Annotated in this window: 19 protein-coding genes and 3 pseudogenes; 13 read left to right on the top strand and 9 right to left on the bottom strand. The window is 38.3% G+C overall.

Annotated features, from left to right (window positions below; translation table 11 throughout):
• The first annotated feature begins 43 nt into the window (after positions 1–43).
• Complete coding sequence (locus tag CWB76_RS15115) at positions 44–1,483, top strand: serine hydrolase domain-containing protein (RefSeq protein WP_171039643.1); 1,440 nt, start codon at positions 44–46, stop codon at positions 1,481–1,483.
• Positions 1,484–1,524: 41 nt separating this feature from the next.
• Positions 1,525–2,535 (top strand): alpha/beta fold hydrolase, encoded by a 1,011-nt coding sequence (locus CWB76_RS15110; protein WP_138608741.1) that lies wholly within the window; start codon positions 1,525–1,527, stop codon positions 2,533–2,535.
• Positions 2,536–2,835: 300 nt separating this feature from the next.
• Here the strand turns inward: CWB76_RS15110 and CWB76_RS15105 are convergent.
• Positions 2,836–3,030, bottom strand: a pseudogene (locus CWB76_RS15105) (endonuclease III); the annotation flags it as partial.
• A 133-nt stretch (positions 3,031–3,163) separates the two neighbouring features.
• On the opposite strand from CWB76_RS15105, the gene CWB76_RS20470 reads away from it, so the two are divergent.
• Positions 3,164–3,787 (top strand): M23 family metallopeptidase, encoded by a 624-nt coding sequence (locus CWB76_RS20470; RefSeq protein ID WP_138608739.1) that lies wholly within the window; start codon positions 3,164–3,166, stop codon positions 3,785–3,787.
• Between the two features lie 114 nt (positions 3,788–3,901).
• Here CWB76_RS20470 and CWB76_RS15095 read toward each other — a convergent pair.
• Positions 3,902–4,150, bottom strand: a pseudogene (locus CWB76_RS15095) (iron-sulfur binding domain-containing protein); the annotation flags it as partial.
• A gap of 279 nt (positions 4,151–4,429) precedes the next feature.
• Between CWB76_RS15095 and CWB76_RS15090 the strand changes: the two are divergent.
• On the top strand, positions 4,430–4,987 hold the full coding sequence (locus tag CWB76_RS15090) for a hypothetical protein (protein ID WP_039036690.1): 558 nt from the start codon (positions 4,430–4,432) through the stop codon (positions 4,985–4,987).
• Between the two features lie 132 nt (positions 4,988–5,119).
• On the opposite strand, the gene CWB76_RS15085 is transcribed toward CWB76_RS15090, so the two are convergent.
• Positions 5,120–6,517, bottom strand: a complete 1,398-nt coding sequence (locus CWB76_RS15085) for a heavy metal sensor histidine kinase (RefSeq protein ID WP_010388405.1) — start codon at positions 6,515–6,517, stop codon at positions 5,120–5,122.
• Positions 6,507–7,193, bottom strand: coding sequence for a heavy metal response regulator transcription factor (locus CWB76_RS15080; RefSeq protein ID WP_010388408.1), 687 nt, complete (start codon positions 7,191–7,193; stop codon positions 6,507–6,509). Before CWB76_RS15080 ends, CWB76_RS15085 begins: the two co-directional genes overlap by 11 nt.
• Before the next feature lie 166 nt (positions 7,194–7,359).
• On the opposite strand from CWB76_RS15080, the gene CWB76_RS15075 reads away from it, so the two are divergent.
• From CWB76_RS15075 to CWB76_RS15035, 9 genes are all read left to right on the top strand, one after another.
• Positions 7,360–9,183, top strand: a complete 1,824-nt coding sequence (locus tag CWB76_RS15075) for a copper resistance system multicopper oxidase (RefSeq protein ID WP_010388409.1) — start codon at positions 7,360–7,362, stop codon at positions 9,181–9,183.
• Complete coding sequence (locus CWB76_RS15070; RefSeq protein ID WP_002963237.1) at positions 9,180–10,043, top strand: copper resistance protein B; 864 nt, start codon at positions 9,180–9,182, stop codon at positions 10,041–10,043. The genes CWB76_RS15075 and CWB76_RS15070 overlap by 4 nt, the downstream gene beginning before the upstream one ends.
• Before the next feature lie 22 nt (positions 10,044–10,065).
• The gene (locus CWB76_RS15065; protein WP_010388411.1) at positions 10,066–10,473 is read left to right on the top strand and encodes a copper resistance CopC family protein; all 408 of its coding nucleotides are present in this window, start codon (positions 10,066–10,068) and stop codon (positions 10,471–10,473) included.
• A gap of 11 nt (positions 10,474–10,484) precedes the next feature.
• Complete coding sequence (locus CWB76_RS15060) at positions 10,485–11,393, top strand: CopD family protein (RefSeq protein WP_010388414.1); 909 nt, start codon at positions 10,485–10,487, stop codon at positions 11,391–11,393.
• Positions 11,394–11,416: 23 nt separating this feature from the next.
• Positions 11,417–11,905: a YybH family protein gene (locus CWB76_RS15055; protein WP_002963057.1), complete on the top strand. Its 489-nt coding sequence runs from the start codon at positions 11,417–11,419 to the stop codon at positions 11,903–11,905.
• Positions 11,906–11,915: 10 nt separating this feature from the next.
• Positions 11,916–12,434 carry a DUF411 domain-containing protein gene (locus CWB76_RS15050; RefSeq protein ID WP_002963058.1) on the top strand — a complete coding sequence of 173 codons (519 nt, stop codon included), beginning with the start codon at positions 11,916–11,918 and terminating at the stop codon, positions 12,432–12,434.
• A 133-nt stretch (positions 12,435–12,567) separates the two neighbouring features.
• Entirely contained in the window at positions 12,568–13,080 is a 513-nt protein-coding gene (locus tag CWB76_RS15045) for a DUF305 domain-containing protein (protein WP_010388415.1), read from the top strand.
• A 28-nt stretch (positions 13,081–13,108) separates the two neighbouring features.
• Positions 13,109–13,840: a MauE/DoxX family redox-associated membrane protein gene (locus tag CWB76_RS15040; protein ID WP_002963060.1), complete on the top strand. Its 732-nt coding sequence runs from the start codon at positions 13,109–13,111 to the stop codon at positions 13,838–13,840.
• Between the two features lie 568 nt (positions 13,841–14,408).
• Complete coding sequence (locus CWB76_RS15035; protein ID WP_138608738.1) at positions 14,409–15,164, top strand: hypothetical protein; 756 nt, start codon at positions 14,409–14,411, stop codon at positions 15,162–15,164.
• Between the two features lie 309 nt (positions 15,165–15,473).
• Here CWB76_RS15035 and nth read toward each other — a convergent pair whose 3' ends face one another.
• From nth to CWB76_RS15010, 5 genes and pseudogenes are all read right to left on the bottom strand, one after another.
• A complete protein-coding gene (gene nth / locus CWB76_RS15030) occupies positions 15,474–16,136 on the bottom strand; it encodes an endonuclease III (RefSeq protein WP_010388434.1) in 663 nt (220 codons plus the stop codon).
• A gap of 46 nt (positions 16,137–16,182) precedes the next feature.
• The gene (locus CWB76_RS15025) at positions 16,183–16,881 is read right to left on the bottom strand and encodes an electron transport complex subunit E (RefSeq protein ID WP_008115234.1); all 699 of its coding nucleotides are present in this window, start codon (positions 16,879–16,881) and stop codon (positions 16,183–16,185) included.
• Entirely contained in the window at positions 16,878–17,516 is a 639-nt protein-coding gene (gene rsxG / locus CWB76_RS15020) for an electron transport complex subunit RsxG (RefSeq protein ID WP_138608736.1), read from the bottom strand. The genes CWB76_RS15025 and rsxG overlap by 4 nt, the downstream gene beginning before the upstream one ends.
• Positions 17,513–18,571, bottom strand: a complete 1,059-nt coding sequence (gene rsxD, locus CWB76_RS15015) for an electron transport complex subunit RsxD (RefSeq protein ID WP_138608734.1) — start codon at positions 18,569–18,571, stop codon at positions 17,513–17,515. The genes rsxG and rsxD overlap by 4 nt, the downstream gene beginning before the upstream one ends.
• Positions 18,568–18,882, bottom strand: a pseudogene (locus CWB76_RS15010) (electron transport complex subunit RsxC); the annotation flags it as partial. The gene rsxD and the pseudogene CWB76_RS15010, both read right to left, overlap by 4 nt.

Here is an 18,882-nt window from a genome sequence, read left to right as displayed (position 1 = left end):
CTTTTTTAACAACTCATGCTCAATGAAAAAAAAGGAGCATGATATGAAAATACCATTATTTATTTTATTGGCATGTATTATTAATATGCCAAAATCTACAGCAAAAAATCACGATGAAGTTCAGCACTATAATAAACAAAGCTATGAATGGCAGTTAACAAAACTGCTCAGTAGCTTGAATGAAGTTACTGGAGTTCCCGGGTTTTCAGTGGCTGTGGTGTATAAAGGTAAACTTGTTGCGTCTGTTGCCACTGGTTTTTCTGATATAAAAAATGAACTACCCGCCAAGCCTAATACCACGTTCAGGTTAGCCAGTGTGTCAAAAGTTATAGGCGCCACCATGTTAGCTGAATTAGTCAATAATGATCAGCTAAACCCTGATGTCAGCATTGGGCAGTATTATCCTGAACTCAATAAAAAATATCACAGCATCACAGTAAGGCAATTACTATCACATACTTCGGGAATGCCACATTATCAAATAAAAGATTATGATATTTATGACGCACATTTCGATACAGCTGTTGAGGCAGTTAATACACTCAAGGATCGAGACTTATTATCTCGCCCCGGTACTAAATATCTTTATTCTACACATGGCTATACGTTAGCTGGCGCTTTATACGAGAAAATAACCAAACAACCATTAACAGTGAGTGTTGAAAATTTTATTACCCGTTGGTCAGGCAACGAAACACCAGCGATAGAGAATATCAACGACCTTCATGAACGCAGTTCAAGGCTTTATGAACTAAGTAAAATGGGGGGAAGTGAAATTGCGTTTGGCGAAAAGTCGTATAGCGTTTTTGGTGCAGGGCTTTATGCATCGGCAAGTGATTTAGCCTTTTTTGGGGGAGAAGTCTTAAAAAAAGCAAAGACTCAAAAACCTTACCAGCAACTACTGTTTACGCCAACAACAACTCAAGACGGAAACCCCGTAACAAGTCGAAACTTTGACGTTGGTTTTGGTTGGCGTATAGCTAAAGATTTACATGGGCGTAAAGTTTATCATCATGCTGGAGCTACACCAGGAGCTCGCTCAATGCTAGCAATATATCCCGAGCATGATTTAAGTATTGCCTTTTTATCCAATAGTAGCTGGACTTCCTCAATTGATAAATTAGTGTTTGCGTTAGCAGGCCTTTATATTGATAGCGTCAAGCCTAAAACATTAACTAGCATTGAATATCACATTAATAATAACGGTACGAGCCTAACAGGTACGGCAAGCTGCCAAGAAAACAAATGCCTGTTAACGGATAGCATGACTGATTACTCGCGTTGGTTAAACACATTTAACGTAAACAAAGCCGCCATTAAACAATGGCCCGTCTTTTTCTATAGCACTGAACAAGGTCAGCGACTATTGATGGTAAATAAAGTGGGTATTACTGAGTTTGACGATAAGGGGACCCACTTTGAAGTTAATACGGGTAAAGATCAAACTTACTCAATTGAATTGATTAACCAAAAATTAGATTAATCAATTCAACTGTTTAAATTATTTATTCAAAGGAATTACTTATGTTAAAAGCATTTATTGTCTCATTGTTATTTTTACTTCATATTAATGTTCTGGTAGCCAATGCGTCCGACACCTCTTTACCTAAACCTTACGGTCAAGGTAACTTCGTTAAAAGTAAATTTGGTCATATTTACTATGAAGCAGACGGTGAAGGCACTCCCATTGTTATGATTAATGGTGGTCCCGGTGCTTCTCGCACCATATTTTGGGGAGCATTAGACTTTTTAAAACCACACGGGTATCAAATTATATATTTTGATGAAACTGGTGTAGGCAGAGCGACAAGAGAGATTCAAGATAAGTTCTCACCATCTATCACTGTTGAAGATATAGAAACGTTACGCCAACATTTGAATGTACCGAAACTCGTACTAGCTGGTCATTCATATGGTGGTATCCCAGCGGTGCAATATGCATTAACTTACCCGAACAGAGTAGCGAAGTTGATCATGTTAAGCGCATCTGCTGACGGACTAAGTCAACAGATGAATGTTGATGCCGCCAAGTACTTAAGAAAAACTTTTTTTCCACAACAGTGGGATAAACTAGAGGAGATTAGAGCAAAAGGCGCATTAACAAGCAGTCATGAGTATATGAAAGCCTTTTACAACAGAGCTATCGGTAATATGTCTGATTGGTACGACCCAGAAAAACGCTCAAAATTAAGAAAATACCGCTCAAGAGATAAAAGAGATGGTTCAAATATCAAGGTATATTTTGATATGGCTGGTTTAGACCCAGAAGTAAAAATTACTGGCACTTTAAAAGACGTTATTATTAAAGAAGAAATGTTCAAAGACTTTCCTATTCCAACCTTAATTATTAACGGACGTAAAGATTGGAAAACTACACCAGCAATGGCTTATCGATTTTATAAAATGCTACCAGAAGAAACAGCAACACTTAAATTTTTAGAGCAAACGGGGCATTGGACATGGGTAGAACAACCTGAAGAATTTGCTGATACAGTTACACAATTTTTGATAAATAATAACAAATTGATTAAATAATTGTTCAAGTTTAGAGTGAATAAAACAAGGGATAGATAGTCGTTCTATTTTAGTTTATTTCGCAAAATTATCAACATGGTATTAGCCGTTGCTATTGATTAAACGTAGCATGATATTTTTACTAAAAAAGAGCAGAGATTTTTAACGTCGACTTTTAGTATAGCCGACGTTAGAAGCCAAAAATTAGTGCCTTTCTTATACAGAGGTTAGTGCTCATAAATGAAGTGAGGCGCATGGATTTGCTTAGATATCTAGGTAATTTGAGCCTGTAACGGGATTCTGACCAACTTTAGTGGTTCGCTATTTAACCTTGCGGGCGGTGCTCATGTAACGGCCTTGAATAATGAGCAAGTGGAGTACATCGACTTTAAATTCTTTGGGGATCACTTTTTCGAGTTGTTGCTCAACTGCGACCACGTCTTTACCCATGGCAAACTTGGTGCGATTAGAAACGCGGAAGATATGGGTGTCTTCGGCGATTGTGGGCCAGGCAAAAGGTAATTAAAGTAGATTGAAAACTAATTTTGTTTGGTATCTGCTTTTTCTCAGATTGGTAGTTTAATTTTTAACACCTTTAAACCTTTGTTGTACTTTAAGCGACTAATACATTTTATAGAGGAAAGTATTGATGAAAAAATTTGTTGTAAGTTCTTTATTAATTCCTATTTCTTTAGTTGCTTGCTCTAAGCCGGTGGTCGATTGCACTGTATTTCCAGATCTAGAAAATTCAGTCTATTTGTTACCATACGAAGTGGGCACCACAAGAAGTGTTTATGCTGCTACAGAGCATTATCGCGCCTCGAATAATGGGGTAGGTACTTTTGCAATAGATTTTGTAATGCCTATTGGTACTAAGATAGTTGCATCTAGAGAGGGGGAGGTCGTCAGTGTTCGAGAAGTTTTTGAAGATGGAAATAATAAAGATTTGGAAGAAAATTATATTTTTATTCAACATGATGATGGCTCAGTAGCAAGATATTTCCACCTTACAGAAAATGGTTCTTTTGTATCAAAAGGAGATAAAGTAAAAGCGGGAGATATTATAGGATTAAGTGGTAATACCGGACAAAGTGGGGGCCCTCACTTGCACTTTGATGTTCAAAAGTGTGGACCAAATTTACCACCCAATTATAATGTTCTTCCTTGTGGCCAAACGATTCCAATTACTTTTAAGAATACACATAATCATTCTTGTGGATTAAAGAGCGGATCGGAATACAAAGCGTTTAAATATGATGATAAAAGGGGATAGCTCAAACTAACTTTAGAATATTGCGGCTAAAAGATTTATTTGCTCAATAAACTGATATTTCAATGCTAAAAAAGATCAGAGTATAACATGTATAACTTTGATCTTGACTCAAATCTACTCAGTCTTATCTTTAAACTCACACAAGTCTTCAATAATACAGCTGCCACATTTTGGTTTACGGGCAACGCAGGTATAGCGCCCATGTAAAATGAGCCAGTGATGTACATCGACTTTGAATTCTTTGGGGATCACTTTTTCGAGTTTTTGCTCAACCGCAACCACATCTTTACCCATAGCAAGCTTGGTACGGTTTGATACACAGAATATGTGCGTATCTACAGCGATTGTCGGCCAGCCAAAATATAATGAACGTAGAACGAAAATACTTACTTTTTCAAGACTGCTTTGAGCGATAAGCGGTCAGTCAGGTGAGTCGTCATTAACTTAGTCAGAATAAGAGGAAACGTTCCTCTTTTTTACATGTTTATATATGCCACAGAAAGAATAATATTTATAGCTACAAATAGTTTTCATTATTTGCTATTAATATAAGTTCATAAAATAAGGACGTTTTCGCGCTAAAATAGGTAAGATGTTCTCTTATAAAGTGTTATATGCCAAGGGAAACTCAGGGAGTGGTTCATGATCAACAGCATTCTTCACAAACTCGATCAATTAAAAGATTATGAAGTGCACTACAAGCAGGTTTCTGGTGTTAAAACTATGGTTCAGGGACTGGAATACCACTTTGATAACTATATGGCGCAGACAAAAGTGAGGGAGCAACCTTTTTGGTTTCATGAGGTAGTTGCGTATCTGAACAGATTAGGTCAAATCTATTACTTTTTTAAATCTGATTTCATAAAAGTGGTTGACTCAGAAATGCCTAATATTCTTAAAATTATTCCTTTGAGAATGAAATACTCTGCTCATAGGAGTGTTGATGCTCCAAGGGGAAACGATCATTTAGTCATGATGGATATATCAATGCCAAATATTCACTATGTTCACTCATACTATGGTAGTGAAGAGAGAGATGTAGTAAACCCTAATGAGTGCTCACGTGGCTTTTGCATACCAAGAGTTGATGCCAATGGTGATCGCGACGATGTGAGAATTTTTCTTGACTACGAGCATGATGGCATTTTAGCTGATATTGGACTGGTTCTAGATAGAAAATTGAGAGAGTTTGGCATATAACAAACGCATCAAGGCGCTCGCAGGCTCCCTAGGACATCAAAACTACGCGGCAGTTACCAATGTCTGCTCTTGGCACTTAGCTGAACTTCGCCAAAGAGCTACAAGCAAACATTGAGTTATTGGTTTTAATAATTAGCTTTTAACTAAATTTAAATAAACTTTAAAGCTGGTAGTTTGATTATTTGAACTGACCTCTATATCTCCACCGTTTGCTTGCGCTAGAGCTTTAACTATTGCAAGCCCTAAACCTGCTCCGTCACTGTGTCGTTGCCGCGACTTATCAGGTCGATAAAAGCGGTCAAATAAATAAGGTAAATGCTCAGAAGGTATTCTCTCCCCTGTATTAATCACTGAAATGCATATTTTTTCAGCGGTGGTCATTTCACTGTTTACAGTGATTGATGAGCCTTTTGGAGCGTACCTAATTGCATTGGATAGTAAGTTTGATAATAATTGACGAAAGTGTAATTTGTCACAATAAAAACAAAGGTTTTGACCTTTTTTATTAAATGCAATCAATGAGTCTTCAGCCAAAGCGTCAAAATACTCAAATAACACTTCAATTTCATCATGGCTTTTTAGAGTGTTTTGAACTGGTTTAATTAGCCCGTTTTGAGTTTTGGCGAGCCAAAGCATATCACTAACCATTTTCGTTAATCGCTCGAGTTCTTCTAAGTTAGAAAATAATAATTCTTGATACTCTTCCAACTGCCTTTTTTTAGATAATCCAACCTGTGTTTGAGTAATTATATTCGTTAGTGGAGTTCGTAGTTCATGAGCAATATCACTAGAAAAATTTGATAAGCGAATAAATTCACCCTGGAGCCTGTCGAGCATTGAGTTAAACGACTGCACCATATTAACAAGCTCAATAGGCACTTTATTTTCATCGAGCCTTACATCCATTTTATTAGTTTGGATATCGTGTATTTTCTGACTTAAACCTCGTAAAGGGTTTAATCCTTGATGTACAGCAAACCAAGCCACCAATGAAATGAGTACCGCTGAGCCAAACATAATGGCCCAAAGGCTTTGTTGAAATTGATTGAGAAAGTGTAAATGAAAGCTCATGTCTATCGCTGTAGTAATTTTGTATTGCTGTTGCTCAGTACTTAAATTACTCACCAGAGCTCGGTAGGTGTGGGTATCATTTTGCCATGAGGTAATGTTGTTACGGTTAAAGCCAGTTGAAGCCTTAGCACTCATTACAAAATCACTAAAATCTCGTTCAGAGCTTTGAAAAATGAGATCTCCTTTTGCGGTATTTACCTGATAGTAAACACCGTGATGACCCGCTACAGCGTTAGATAATTCATTTTTAAATTTCAGGTTTGATTTATAGTGTTGTCTTAAAACTAATTCAATAGATTGATTAATAACATGCAGTTCACTACTATCTTGCTGGAAAAAATGATGTTTTATCGAACTATTTATTAAGGTGGCAACTAAAGTTAAGCACGCAATAACGGTTACAGCCACAAACAACACAACACGCATCGTAAGTGATAAAGGCCGTGACTTAATAGCCATCAGTTTCAACCTCTAATTTATAGCCCATACCGCGAACTGTATGAATTAATTTAATAGTAAAGTCATCATCAACTTTTGCTCTTAGCCTACGAATGGCAACATCAATCACATTGGTGTCGCTATCAAAATTCATATCCCATACTTGAGAAGCAATTAACGAACGTGGCAGTACTTCACCTTCGCGCCGTAACAATAGTTCAAGTAAGCTAAACTCTTTATTACTCAATAAAATACGCTTGCCTGCACGTTGTATTTTTCGCTTTGGAATATCCATTTCTAAATCAGCAACGATCAGTATATCGTCAACTGTTTGTACTGCACCACGGCGAATAAGAGTGCGTACTCTTGCTAAAACTTCAGCAAAAGCAAAAGGCTTTATTAAATAGTCATCAGCACCAAGTTCGAGCCCCTTTACTCTATCGTCTATGCTATCGCGAGCAGATAAAAATAGTACTGGGGTTTTGTTATCTGCTTCACGTAGCGACTGTAAAATTTTCCAACCGGATACGTCAGGTAACATGACATCAAGTATTATTACATCAAATAATTCGGTCATTGCTAGGTGATGACCGTCAAGACCATTGCGCGCCAAAGAAACCTGAAAACCAGCTTCACTTAGTCCCTGTTTTAAATAATCTCCCGTTTTTGCTTCATCTTCAACAACTAATAAGCGCATACAATTCCTTCATTAAAGTCCTAACAACTACCTCTGCAAATATTATGCAGTATCTGTCACTACAGCAACATGACACCAAGATTACAACTTTGTAATGTTCGCGTCATGTTGAAGACAGGTCTATTTTCTATACTCAATACATATTCTGCTATGAAGGAGTAAGGAAATGGGGTTTAAAAAGTCATCACAACAGGTTAGCACACCACGAAGACGATTTGTTCAAGGCTTAATTGCAGGAGGTGTACTTGCTGCTTTTCCGAGTGTATTACATGCTGCATCATCTTTAGTAGCAGGAACAATAACAGGCACTGTGCCCGAACTTAGCGGCGAAGTAATTGATCTGGTTATAGATGAATCGCCGGTTAACTTTACTGGCGTAGTACGTATGGCGACAACTATCAATGGATCTATACCCGCTCCTACCTTGCGCCTCAAAGAAGGCGATGACGTTACTATTAGAGTAACAAATAAGTTATCAGTACCGAGTTCAATTCATTGGCATGGCATTATTTTACCGTATCAAATGGATGGCGTACCAGGTATCAGCTTTAAAGGCATTATGCCGGGCGAAACCTTTGTTTATAAATTTAAACTGCAACAAAGCGGTACATATTGGTATCACTCACATAGTGGCTTTCAAGAAATGACAGGCATGTACGGTGCATTAATTATTGAACCGCGAGAAAACGATATTATTAGTGCAGATAACGAGCATGTTATTCAATTATCTGATTGGACTGATGATGACCCAATGGCGCTGTTCCGTAAATTAAAAGTACAGAGTGATGTATTTAATTTCAATCAACCCACTGTCCCAGAGTTTTTCGATGACGTTTCAAGCAGCAGTATTTCAAATGCTCTACAGCGCCGAAAAATGTGGAATCAGATGCGAATGAATCCTACAGATTTAGCTGATTTATCTGCATCAGCAATGACTTTTTTAATGAACGGTAGTACTCCAATGGCAAACTGGCGTGGATTATTTAAAGTCGGTGAAAAGCTTAGGTTAAGGTTTATTAATGGCTCTAGTAATAGCTTTTTTGACGTGCGTATCCCCGAGTTAAAACTAACGGTTGTACAAGCAGATGGGCAAAACGTTGAACCAGTGACAGTTGATGAATTTAGATTCGGCCCTGGTGAAACCTACGACGTAATTGTTGAGCCTAAAAATGATGCCTATACGATTTTTGCTCAAAGTATGGATCGCTCTGGTTACGCAAAAGGAACTTTATCAAGCTCGCCTAATATTGATGCGCCAGTACCTGCACTTGACCCTGTTGAATGGTTAACGATGACCGATATGATGGGCAATATGACCCACGGCGGTGAGCACTCTGCAATGGCTGGTATGGCAGGCATGTCAGGTATGAACTCTAAAGAAATGGATCATAGCGCTATGGGCCACGGTGCAATGGCGATGGATCATAGCAAACATGGTATGTCTGAAAACCCATTAGCGGTTGCCAGCTCTAAAGTGCGTCATGCAAAAACGGAGTATGGAGCTTCAGTTGATATGCGCGTTGATATGCCTAGAACAAATCTTGATGATCCTGGTATTGGTTTACGTAAAAATGGTCGTCGTGTTTTAACACTTGCAGATTTACACTCACTTGAAGGGATCACTAACCAGCAAGAGCCAGAAGCTGAAATTGAGCTGCATTTAACCGGAAACATGGAGCGTTATAGCTGGTCATTTGATGGCTTAGAATTTGGTAAAAGCACGCCAGTGCATATGAAGCATAACCAACGTTTAAGAGTTATTTTACAAAACGATACCATGATGACGCACCCTATGCATTTGCATGGTATGTGGAGTGATTTAGAAAACGAGCAAGGTGATGTGCAAGTGCGACGTCATACGATACCTGTTCAACCCGCACAAAGAATCAGCTTTTTAACCACCCCTCACGATGTAGGTCGCTGGGCTTGGCATTGCCATTTATTATTCCATATGGATGCCGGTATGTTTAGAGAGGTAGTCGTATCATGAAACAATTAAAACTATCTAAATCATTAGGTTTATTAATGTTAACAGGGGCTTCATTAATTAGTTTCCCTTTATTAGCGCAAAGTGAAATGGCACAAATGAATAGCGCTAAGATGCAACCACAAGGAGGAAGTGCACCTAAAGATGCAAGAGACCCCCATGCTTACTCTGCGGGAACAACTTTAACAGAAGGCCCATATGCGCTTGAGGGCAATGAGCGATTAACACTCGCTGATGAGCATCCATTTTACGCATTACTAGGCGATCGTCTTGAATATAACGAGCAAGCAAACGCAGGTGTATTTGACTTACAAGCATGGTACGGCACTACCTTTGATCGATTGGTAATTAAAACCGAGGGTGATTTCAGCGAAGGAAGTATTGAAGAAAACCAAACCGATATTTTATGGGGTCACGCCGTATCAGCATATTGGGATACTCAAGCAGGTGTTCGTCTTGATTACAATAAAGAAGGTGAAAATCGGCAATGGTTGGCTTTTGGCTTACAAGGTTTAGCCCCTTATTGGTTTGAACTTGATATGACAGCATACGTAGGTGAGCGAGGCAATACCGCATTTACGTTAGAGGCAGAGTACGAACTATTACTCACGCAAAAGCTAATTATACAACCGCGAGCCGAAATTACACTTTATGGCAAAAACGATAAACAAAACGAACTTGGAAGTGGCCTATCAAGCAGCGCGATTGGCTTTAGGGTTCGTTATGAATTTACACGCCAGTTTGCGCCCTATATTGGCGTTGAATGGAGCAATAAATTTGGCAATACCGCCGACTATGCCACATCAAGTGGACAAAGTAGCAACAACACCGCATTTGTTACGGGTATTAAATTTTGGTTTTAATCATTTTAAATAAGAGGTAATTATGAAGTTTTTTAATTCTGCAGTAGCTATTTTAGGTTTAGTACTTACATTTTCCGCATCAGCGCATATATCACTCAAGCAATCAACACCTGCGCAAGAAGCCATGTTAATGAAAAGCCCAGAGCAACTTTCGTTAACTTTTGGTGGTGAAGTAAGGCTAGCAAAAGTCATCATCAAAGATGAAAAAAATAAATCAATAAACTTTGATTTCAAACCAAGCTCTACCCCAAGCACAGACTTTAGTTGGTCATTGCCGAGCTTAGTCCAAGGCACTTACACGGTTAAATGGACAGCACTGGGTGGTGATGGACATAAAATGACCGACACGTTTAGATTTATGGTACACAAAAGTGAATCGCATAAGATGATGCAAGTACAATCTAATACCCACAGCAAACATAATCATTAAGTAGCAACATAATGCAATTAAGTGAATGGTCAGTACTCTTACTATTATTAAAACTAGCAAGCTATATCGCAATTTCAGGGCTTGCGGGCACTTTATTAATGCGCTTTATGTGTGGCAACAGCAATGTTGCAGGGCATCACTTAATTAGCTTTTATCAGTTCTTAAAACGTTGGCAAATTACGTGTGTAGTTACAGGTAGTATTGCTGCACTTTTACAAGTACCAATAGAAGCTGGAGCAATGGCTGAATCAGGCTTTATGGGAATGTTTGACCCCTTTATGCTTGAAATTGTTTGGCAATCAGTCATAGGTGACCAAGCAACGTTTAGAATACCAGCGCTTATTATTGCTCTAATTAGCGCATGTATGTGGAGTGTGGAATCAGATGATAACGTAGCAGGTTATAAAAACGTTGCCGTTATACTAATCATGCTTGGGTTTATCGCTTATAGCTTCACTTTTACTGGGCACAGTGCAAATGAAAATGGGTTAGTGAAAAGTATTTTAACCTTTCACCTTATTGCCATTGCGAGCTGGTTAGGGTCATTGTGGCCGCTTTACAAAAGCTGCACTTTACTACCTACCAGTGAAGTAAAGCGGTTAATGCATTACTTTGGTCAACTCGCTATTGTTATTGTATTTGTACTACTTATTTCGGGCTTAACTCTGCTCCTGCAGTACCTAGAGTCATTTTCTGCATTGTTTACATCAAATTATGGGCAACTAATTTTATTAAAGCTGTTACTCGTCAGCGCGATGCTGTTACTAGGTGCATGGCATAAGCTTTTTTTAGTCCCGCAAATCACTCAACAACACCATATAAGTATATTAAAACGCTCGATCACTGTTGAAATATTAATTGCCCTATTTGTACTTATTACAACAAGTGTATTTACAACACTTGTTGGTCCGCCTATTTAACGATTAATAAAAAAGGAAAATGTATGTTAATTAAATCCTCTAATTTAAAAATTTTATTGCTACTAATTTTTAGCGCTGTTAGTTCTTTTGCTGTGAACGCACACACCCATGAAGAGCACACAAAAAAAGGCTGGGTCTTTGTTAATGTTGATAGCGAAGCTGCAAAGGCAGTTAGCTTATTTCATGCATCCCTAAAACAAGGCGATGCCAAAGGTGCCCGTAAATTACTGGCCGACGATGTCGTCATTTTTGAAGGCGGAATTGTTGAGCGTTCTGCAGATGTATACGCGAACCATCATATGATAGCGGATATGAAATTCTTAAGTGCAGTTGATAGTGAACTGCTAGAGCATCAAGTTCACACAAATGGAGACATAGCTTACTCAATTTCAAGAAGTAAAACTCAAGGAAAGTATAAAGGGAAAGATATTAAGTCTACGGGAATGGAATCAATCACATTAAAAAACACCGATAAAGGTTGGAAAATCACTCATATTCACTGGTCTAATTAAGGAGTTAACAATGCGAGTAATCTACATTACCTCAGCGTTTTTTTTATCATTAACTATGTCATTTTCGGCAATGAGTATCGAAAAACAGCATAAAACATCAATAATCTATGAAAATTCAGAAAAACCTGAAATTGAGCTTACCGTTTATAAAAGTAAAAATTGTGGATGTTGTAATAAGTGGATTGCTCATTTGAGTGAAAACAATATTCAAACAAAAGCAATTAACGTTAATGACATGGGGTCGATTAAATCTCAGTATCAAATAAAACCTAATATGCGCTCATGCCATACAGCCGTGTCAGCCGATGGATTTGTATTTGAAGGTCATGTTCCCGTTAAACATATAAAACAGTTTTTATCTGGGCAACACGCTCCGCACATTACAGGCTTAAGTGTACCAGCCATGCCTATTGGCACTCCCGGAATGGAAATGGAGGGTATATTTCACAAATATAATATTGAACTACTCACTGACAACTCAAATGAAGAAACCTACAGATACATAAGTAAATCCAGCGAGCAATTTTAGCCTAACGGCATAATTCTTGAGTTAATTATTAAATACCCATTTTACACAACAGGAAACACTGATTTGTGAGCTTGATAGTGTAAAAATTACTCACATGTAAAAACAAAATACAAAACTTTTAAGGAGCAATACAATGTCACACTATTCAAAATTTTTTTTAATGATAGCAACATCCACAATAACCATGTTTGTATTGATGTATTTGAACACCTACCAACTTAGTCATGTTTATTTTAGTGAAACTCGTACTTATATGGCGCTTTATATGGGAGCCACGATGGCAGTGATAATGCTACTTTTCATGCTCAATATGTATAAAGATAAAAAGAAAAATATAACAGTACTCATTGCTAGTGTTGCCGTATTTGCAGGAAGTTTATTTTTAGTTCGCTCACAAGTGACTGTTGATGATAGCTCATGGATGTCGGCGATGATCCCACATCATTCAATTGCCATACTCACCAGTGACAGGGCAAAAATCAAAGATAAACGCGTTCAAAAGCTTGCTACAAATATAATTGAAGCCCAAGAGCGAGAAATAAAAGAAATGCAATGGCTCCTAAAAGATATAGAGCAAAACGGCATTGCACAAACCAATGCTCAAGCACAATTAAGAGCTGTTCCAGATTTCAATTCAAATAAATAAATAAACCGCATAACATAAGGAGTAAAGCATGAGTAAATCAGCCCAACTTTTTAGAATGGCAACAGATGAGCATATTTGTCCGTTTGGTTTAAAATCAAAAGACCTACTAGAGCGAGAGGGATATACAGTTGATGATCAGCTTTTAACTTCTCGAGAGCAAACAGATGAATTTAAAAAACAACACAGTGTAGAAACTACACCTCAAGCATTTATTGATAATAAACGTATAGGTGGCTACGACGATTTACGTGATTACTTTAATAAGCCACAAGCAGCCCAAGAAGGTACAACTTACACGCCCGTGATTGCGATTTTTTCGGTTAGTTTTTTGCTTAGTGTGGCATTTAGTTTTGCATCGGATAATAGCTTATTATCAATGCAAACCGCTGAACTGTTTGTAGCCCTAACAATGGCAGTGTTAGCAATACAAAAGCTTCAAGACTTATTTAGCTTTACTAATTCATTTATAACCTATGACTTAGTCGCTATGAAAGTAGTCAGGTACGCTTATGTTTACCCATTTTTAGAAGCATTTGTTGGCATTGGAATGATAGCCGGGTTACCAGCCTATATTATTGCCCCTATTTCATTATTCATAGGTGGGGTTGGTGCTGTTTCAGTGATAAAAGCAGTCTATATAGATAAACGAGAGTTAAAATGTGCGTGTGTAGGCGGTGACAGTAACGTACCACTAGGGTTTATCTCTCTAACAGAAAACTTATTTATGATAGCTGCCGGTATTTGGATGTTTGTTAGGTAAATAACAGCTTTAATTTAAAAATATGATGACGAGCTTATTTATAGCACGAACCAGATTCAGTAGTTGAGTCTGGTTCTGCCTGAACTTAAAATGCCATCAATTTGCTCTGGCTTCTCTAAGGTATCTTGAAGTTACAACGAGACTAAAGTTTTTTATCAATTGCATGATTTAAAAAAGCACTAGCCCTCTAATTTTATTAAATAGATCTAATCTAAATTTGATTCCAGAATTCTTTTGGCAATAAATTTTTAATCATCCTAGTGTTTAAGAATTTATAAATTTAATTAATAAATTTTGTGAAATTTTTCTAGTCCGCTTAGAGCGAGAAGCAGACATTGAAAAGTTAAATTTATTCCTATTTCTTTGAGTAGAAGCTTAATTTTGTCCAATAACATTATTAAACGCCGTTTTGGGGCAAAATAACATGCCTAATTCCGAGCTGTTTTAATCACATGTTTACAAAAGTGATTATTGGTGAAATTATCAGGATATGTAATATACGCCGTTTTGGTGTGTTATAAACCACCAAAATAGTGTTCAATAAGCCGTTATGTTTCAAATGGAATCTATGAATTTAAACGATTTTCAAAAAAAAGTACTTAAAGAAGCTAGTTCCACTTCTGGTTATGGTGGCTTTGCAGTGAAATCTAGCATCCGACACATGGAACGCTCCGTATTGTTGCGTGAAAGTATGCCAGAAATAGCAGCTTTTGTTGCAATTACCGCAGAGGAAGAGTCAGCAACGGCAATATTTGCAGCGTTAAAAAAGCGACGATATGCTAATGCTAATAAATTGAAATTTTGGGATCACAAACACAAATCAGGTATTTCACAATTCTTTGATTTAATTGGTGGCGCGCTGGGTATTTTAAAAAATGAAATTCCATTGGAGCTTTTTTTTGACTCTTTAAACGGAAACAAAAAAGAAAAACTGTGGGTTAGAATGCCAATTGGTGAAGATGGAGACAAAAAGATATGCATTGTTCCACAGCCACCACTAAATCTTGTCTCTGTAGAGCCTAACGGAAAAGCAACCGATTATTTATTGAAAGTTCGTGAAATAGCATCTGATCGTGGCATTGACTCGATATTCAAATACATTCAAGAAATTGCAAATGAAAGAAATAAAATGCTTTATGCATCAAATTCCTCAGTTTCTAAAGTTACTAACATCGATGAAGTCCTTACAAAGCACTTGAGTTCTGCATACCGTAATCATCTTATTTATTTACTTATTGATCAGCATGCACATCAAAATTTGGTTCAAGAAGCTTTAGATGTATTTCTAATTATTCTCAAAAGAATCGACGAAAAAGAAACATAATCGAGGTGCTAATTGTGGGCCTGCACCTGGTAAACTATCAATGACCGCTCATGGCACAAACCGGAAATAGCTTCCAATTAACTCCGTATTTAAATTTTAGGTTTTAGCTGGGCTCTAATTAATAAATCATAATCTATTTGCAACACCTCGCTTAAATTCAAACTATTCTGAAGTTAACGCAAATTTTCAATTTAATTGGTGCTGGCCGAATAAAGGCTCATATGAGAATCAAATCGCCAGCTTCTTAAATAGAAACTAAAGATGTGACCGTTAAAAGGTTTATGCTAATTAAAAAATAACTACTCTTAACTATGACTCAGTTTTCTCTTTATAGTCACACAAATCCTCAATTATACAACTTCCACATTTTGGTTTTCTCGCTGTACACGTATAGCGCCCATGTAAAATAAACCAATGATGGAGGTTAAACATAAATTCTTTCTTATTTGGCGTATTTTTAATTATAGCCTGTTCAGTCTGCTCAACAGTCTTACCCTTAGCGTAACCAGTACGGTTTGCAAGACGTTGGATGTGAGTATCTACTGCTAAAAAGTATCTACCTTCATTATCTTTTAGCCAGCCAAAAGCAGTGTTCAGTACTACATTAGCAGTTTTACGACCAACGCCAGGGAGGGCTTCTAGCGCTTCACGATTTTCTGGCACTTCACCGTTATGCTGATCTACCAATATTTGGCACATTTTATATACATTGGCTGCTTTTGAATTAAATAAGCCGATGGTTTTTATGTAATCACGTAGTGTGTCGTGGCCAATATCTAAAATGGCTTGTGGCGTATTAGCAACCGGAAATAATTTACGAGTGGCTTTATTTACCCCAACATCGGTGGCTTGTGCTGAGAGCGTAACGGCAACTAACAACTCAAATGGGCTTGAATATTCAAGCTCCGTTTCAGGATGTGGATTGTCATCGCGTAAGCGAGTAAGTATTTGGTGACGTTTTTCTTTATTCATATAACTTAAAACGCATTAGCTTTTATTAAGTTAATGCGCTTTCCCCTTAAGTTAAGCTAGTAACACGCGCTCTAGGGCCTTTTTCAGCTTCTGGCGGTGCGACTTGTTTTGATTTTATTTGTGCATCAATTACATTTTTAGCGGCAATCAGCAGACCAAGCCCTAAGAATGCGCCTGGTGGTAAAATGGCCAGTAAAAACTGGCTATCAAAGCTAAACACTTCAATGCGCAATATAGCAGCCCAAGGCCCGAGTAATAAATCGGCACCATCAAATAATGTGCCTTGTCCAATCAGCTCTCGCATAGCGCCAAGTACAACCAGAACCAACATAAAGCCTAAGCCCATCATTAAGCCATCAAAGGCGGATAAGTGCACTGGATTTTTTGAGGCAAACGCTTCTGCACGGCCAATAATGGCGCAGTTGGTTACAATTAACGGAATGAAAATCCCTAAAGATTGGTAAAGGCCAAAAGTGTAAGCGTTCATTAACAGCTGCACAATTGTTACAAAACCGGCAATGATCATCACAAACACAGGTATTCTAATATCTTTAGGTACCCAGTTACGCACTATTGATACAGTAATATTAGAGCCTACTAATACCAATAAGGTTGCTAAGCCTAAACCTAGCGCATTAGTAATTGTAGAGGTAACAGCGAGTAAAGGGCATAAACCTAATAACTGTACCAAGGCGGGGTTATTTCCCCATAAGCCTTCTTTGTAAAGGGTTTTTAATTCGCTCATGGCGTTACCTCTGGGCATGCGTTTGCTGCTGTGAACAGAGCATCAAAGTTATCTTGTGCATAAAGTACCGCGTTTTTGACTGAGCCTACAACGGCACGAGGTGTAATTGTAGCGCCAGTAAACTGATCAAACTGACCGCCATCTTTTTTAACAGCCCAACGATCGTCGCTTTCGCTTTGTACTGTTTTTGCATTAAATGTGGTGATCCAGTCTGATTTTTTTATTTCAACTTTATCACCTAAACCTGGTGTTTCTTCATGCTTGGTTACCCTTACACCCGCAATGGTACCATCGCGATATACTGCGCTTAGTAAGTTTATATCACCACTGTAGCCGCTAGGGGTGACATGACGAATGACTAATGCCACAGGTTCGTTATCTTTTCGGGCACGATAAATAACTTGGTTGTCGTATGGCCCTAGTAATGGATCAGATATAATTACACAATCTTGCGATAGCTTATTGCTGTATTTGAAATGCGGCAATACTTCTTGAAGCTGATTAGTTAATTGCAACTGCTCTTGCTCTGCAATTTTATCAGCGGTAAGTGTATTAATTGTGGCAACGAGTCCCGTTGTTAGTAACGCAAACCCACACAATATTGCGCCATTTTTTACCATTGAAGAAATAATCATTTTACTGCTCCATGGCCATAGGTTCTTGGTTGTGTATAGTAATCGATAAGCGGTACCGCTATGTTTATTAGCAACACCCCAAATGCAACTGCATCAGGAAAACCACCAAAGGTGCGAATTAAATACACAATTAAACCAATTGCTGCACCATAAATAAGGCGACCTCGATTGGTGGTTGTAGCTGATACAGGATCGGTGGCGATAAAAAAGGCCCCCAGCATAGTCGCACCACTAAACAAGTGAAACACCACACCCGGCTCTGTACCTGGCGAGGCAATATAACCAATTGCTGCGCATAAGCTTAAGCTTGCAATAAAACTCACTGGTATATGCCAGTTAATTACTTTTGTTTTTAACAGGTAAAGGCCGCCGAGTAAGAAGGCTAAGTTAACCCATCCCCAACCTAGGCCAGTCCACTCATTAAATACGCTCTTTTGCATGCTCTCTGTCACCGTTAGTCCGTGAGCAATATCTGTTTTTAAGGTATCAAGTGGGGTAGCCATTGTGCTGCCGTCTATTCCTACTCGAAGCTGATCTAAGCTGTATCCTAACGTGGTAAAGTCGCTAAAGATTAAGCTTAACTGCTGGCTAAAAGTAATACCCGTATTAAGTAATTCTGTAACGGGTAACCAAGCAGTCATTTGCACAGGGAACGACACTAATAAAAGCACATAGGCTGCCATCGCAGGGTTAAATAAATTAAACCCTAAACCACCATATAGCTGCTTAACAATAACTATGGCAAACAAACACCCTATAACAATAATCCACCAAGGCGCTAAAGGCGGAATACTTATTGCCAATAACACACCGGTAAGCCATGCACTGCCATCGCTTAATGCAGGCCAAATAGGGCGTTTACGCATTAACATCACGGCTGCTTCAAACGCGCTTACACACACTAACGCTAATAATAATTGGATAAGGACACCGGTGCCAAAAAATACAACTTGCGCAATAACACCAGGAATACAAGCCGCAATTACAGTTAACATTAACCGTGTCACAGATTTGTGACTATGATTATGGGGTGAACTGGCCATGGTTAGTTTCATGACTGATCATTTCCTTCTTTTTGTTGCTTTTTAGCTTTAGCGCGAGCAATAGCGGCGGCTACGGCGGCTTTCTTTTTTTCTTGAGCTGTTTGCTGTGAACCTTCTGAAGATTCATCGTTGCTTTGTGGCTCAGCGTTTTCATTCTGTTTTGCTAATTCATCAGCCTGCGCTGCTTTTTTGGCTTTAGCGCGGGCAATGGCTGCAGCGACGGCAGCTTTTTTATCATCGGCAGCGACTGGAGATTCACTTGCAGTGTCATCGCTTGCTGTTTGCTCATTAGCTTGTGCTGCCTTTTTGAATTCTGAAGCGGC

This window comes from Pseudoalteromonas sp. S1609 (genome assembly GCF_005887255.1).
In the GTDB taxonomy this organism is placed as follows: Bacteria; Pseudomonadota; Gammaproteobacteria; order Enterobacterales; family Alteromonadaceae; genus Pseudoalteromonas.
The sequence above is the reverse complement of the archived record's forward strand: the minus strand, read 5'-3'. Positions and strand labels throughout refer to the sequence as shown.

What these genes read in the sequence shown, in the direction of transcription:
- CWB76_RS15025 (WP_008115234.1), bottom strand. Translation starts at nt 16,881, where the DNA reads ATGAGCGAATTAAAAACCCTTTACAAAGAAGGCTTATGGGGAAATAAC.
- CWB76_RS15065 (WP_010388411.1), top strand. Translation starts at nt 10,066, where the DNA reads ATGAAGTTTTTTAATTCTGCAGTAGCTATTTTAGGTTTAGTACTTACA.
- CWB76_RS15115 (WP_171039643.1), top strand. Translation starts at nt 44, where the DNA reads ATGAAAATACCATTATTTATTTTATTGGCATGTATTATTAATATGCCA.
- CWB76_RS15070 (WP_002963237.1), top strand. Translation starts at nt 9,180, where the DNA reads ATGAAACAATTAAAACTATCTAAATCATTAGGTTTATTAATGTTAACA.
- CWB76_RS15090 (WP_039036690.1), top strand. Translation starts at nt 4,430, where the DNA reads ATGATCAACAGCATTCTTCACAAACTCGATCAATTAAAAGATTATGAA.
- CWB76_RS15050 (WP_002963058.1), top strand. Translation starts at nt 11,916, where the DNA reads ATGCGAGTAATCTACATTACCTCAGCGTTTTTTTTATCATTAACTATG.
- CWB76_RS15060 (WP_010388414.1), top strand. Translation starts at nt 10,485, where the DNA reads ATGCAATTAAGTGAATGGTCAGTACTCTTACTATTATTAAAACTAGCA.
- CWB76_RS15080 (WP_010388408.1), bottom strand. Translation starts at nt 7,193, where the DNA reads ATGCGCTTATTAGTTGTTGAAGATGAAGCAAAAACGGGAGATTATTTA.
- rsxG (WP_138608736.1), bottom strand. Translation starts at nt 17,516, where the DNA reads ATGATTATTTCTTCAATGGTAAAAAATGGCGCAATATTGTGTGGGTTT.
- CWB76_RS15035 (WP_138608738.1), top strand. Translation starts at nt 14,409, where the DNA reads ATGAATTTAAACGATTTTCAAAAAAAAGTACTTAAAGAAGCTAGTTCC.
- CWB76_RS15110 (WP_138608741.1), top strand. Translation starts at nt 1,525, where the DNA reads ATGTTAAAAGCATTTATTGTCTCATTGTTATTTTTACTTCATATTAAT.
- CWB76_RS20470 (WP_138608739.1), top strand. Translation starts at nt 3,164, where the DNA reads ATGAAAAAATTTGTTGTAAGTTCTTTATTAATTCCTATTTCTTTAGTT.
- CWB76_RS15075 (WP_010388409.1), top strand. Translation starts at nt 7,360, where the DNA reads ATGGGGTTTAAAAAGTCATCACAACAGGTTAGCACACCACGAAGACGA.
- CWB76_RS15040 (WP_002963060.1), top strand. Translation starts at nt 13,109, where the DNA reads ATGAGTAAATCAGCCCAACTTTTTAGAATGGCAACAGATGAGCATATT.
- CWB76_RS15045 (WP_010388415.1), top strand. Translation starts at nt 12,568, where the DNA reads ATGTCACACTATTCAAAATTTTTTTTAATGATAGCAACATCCACAATA.
- nth (WP_010388434.1), bottom strand. Translation starts at nt 16,136, where the DNA reads ATGAATAAAGAAAAACGTCACCAAATACTTACTCGCTTACGCGATGAC.
- CWB76_RS15085 (WP_010388405.1), bottom strand. Translation starts at nt 6,517, where the DNA reads ATGGCTATTAAGTCACGGCCTTTATCACTTACGATGCGTGTTGTGTTG.
- CWB76_RS15055 (WP_002963057.1), top strand. Translation starts at nt 11,417, where the DNA reads ATGTTAATTAAATCCTCTAATTTAAAAATTTTATTGCTACTAATTTTT.
- rsxD (WP_138608734.1), bottom strand. Translation starts at nt 18,571, where the DNA reads ATGAAACTAACCATGGCCAGTTCACCCCATAATCATAGTCACAAATCT.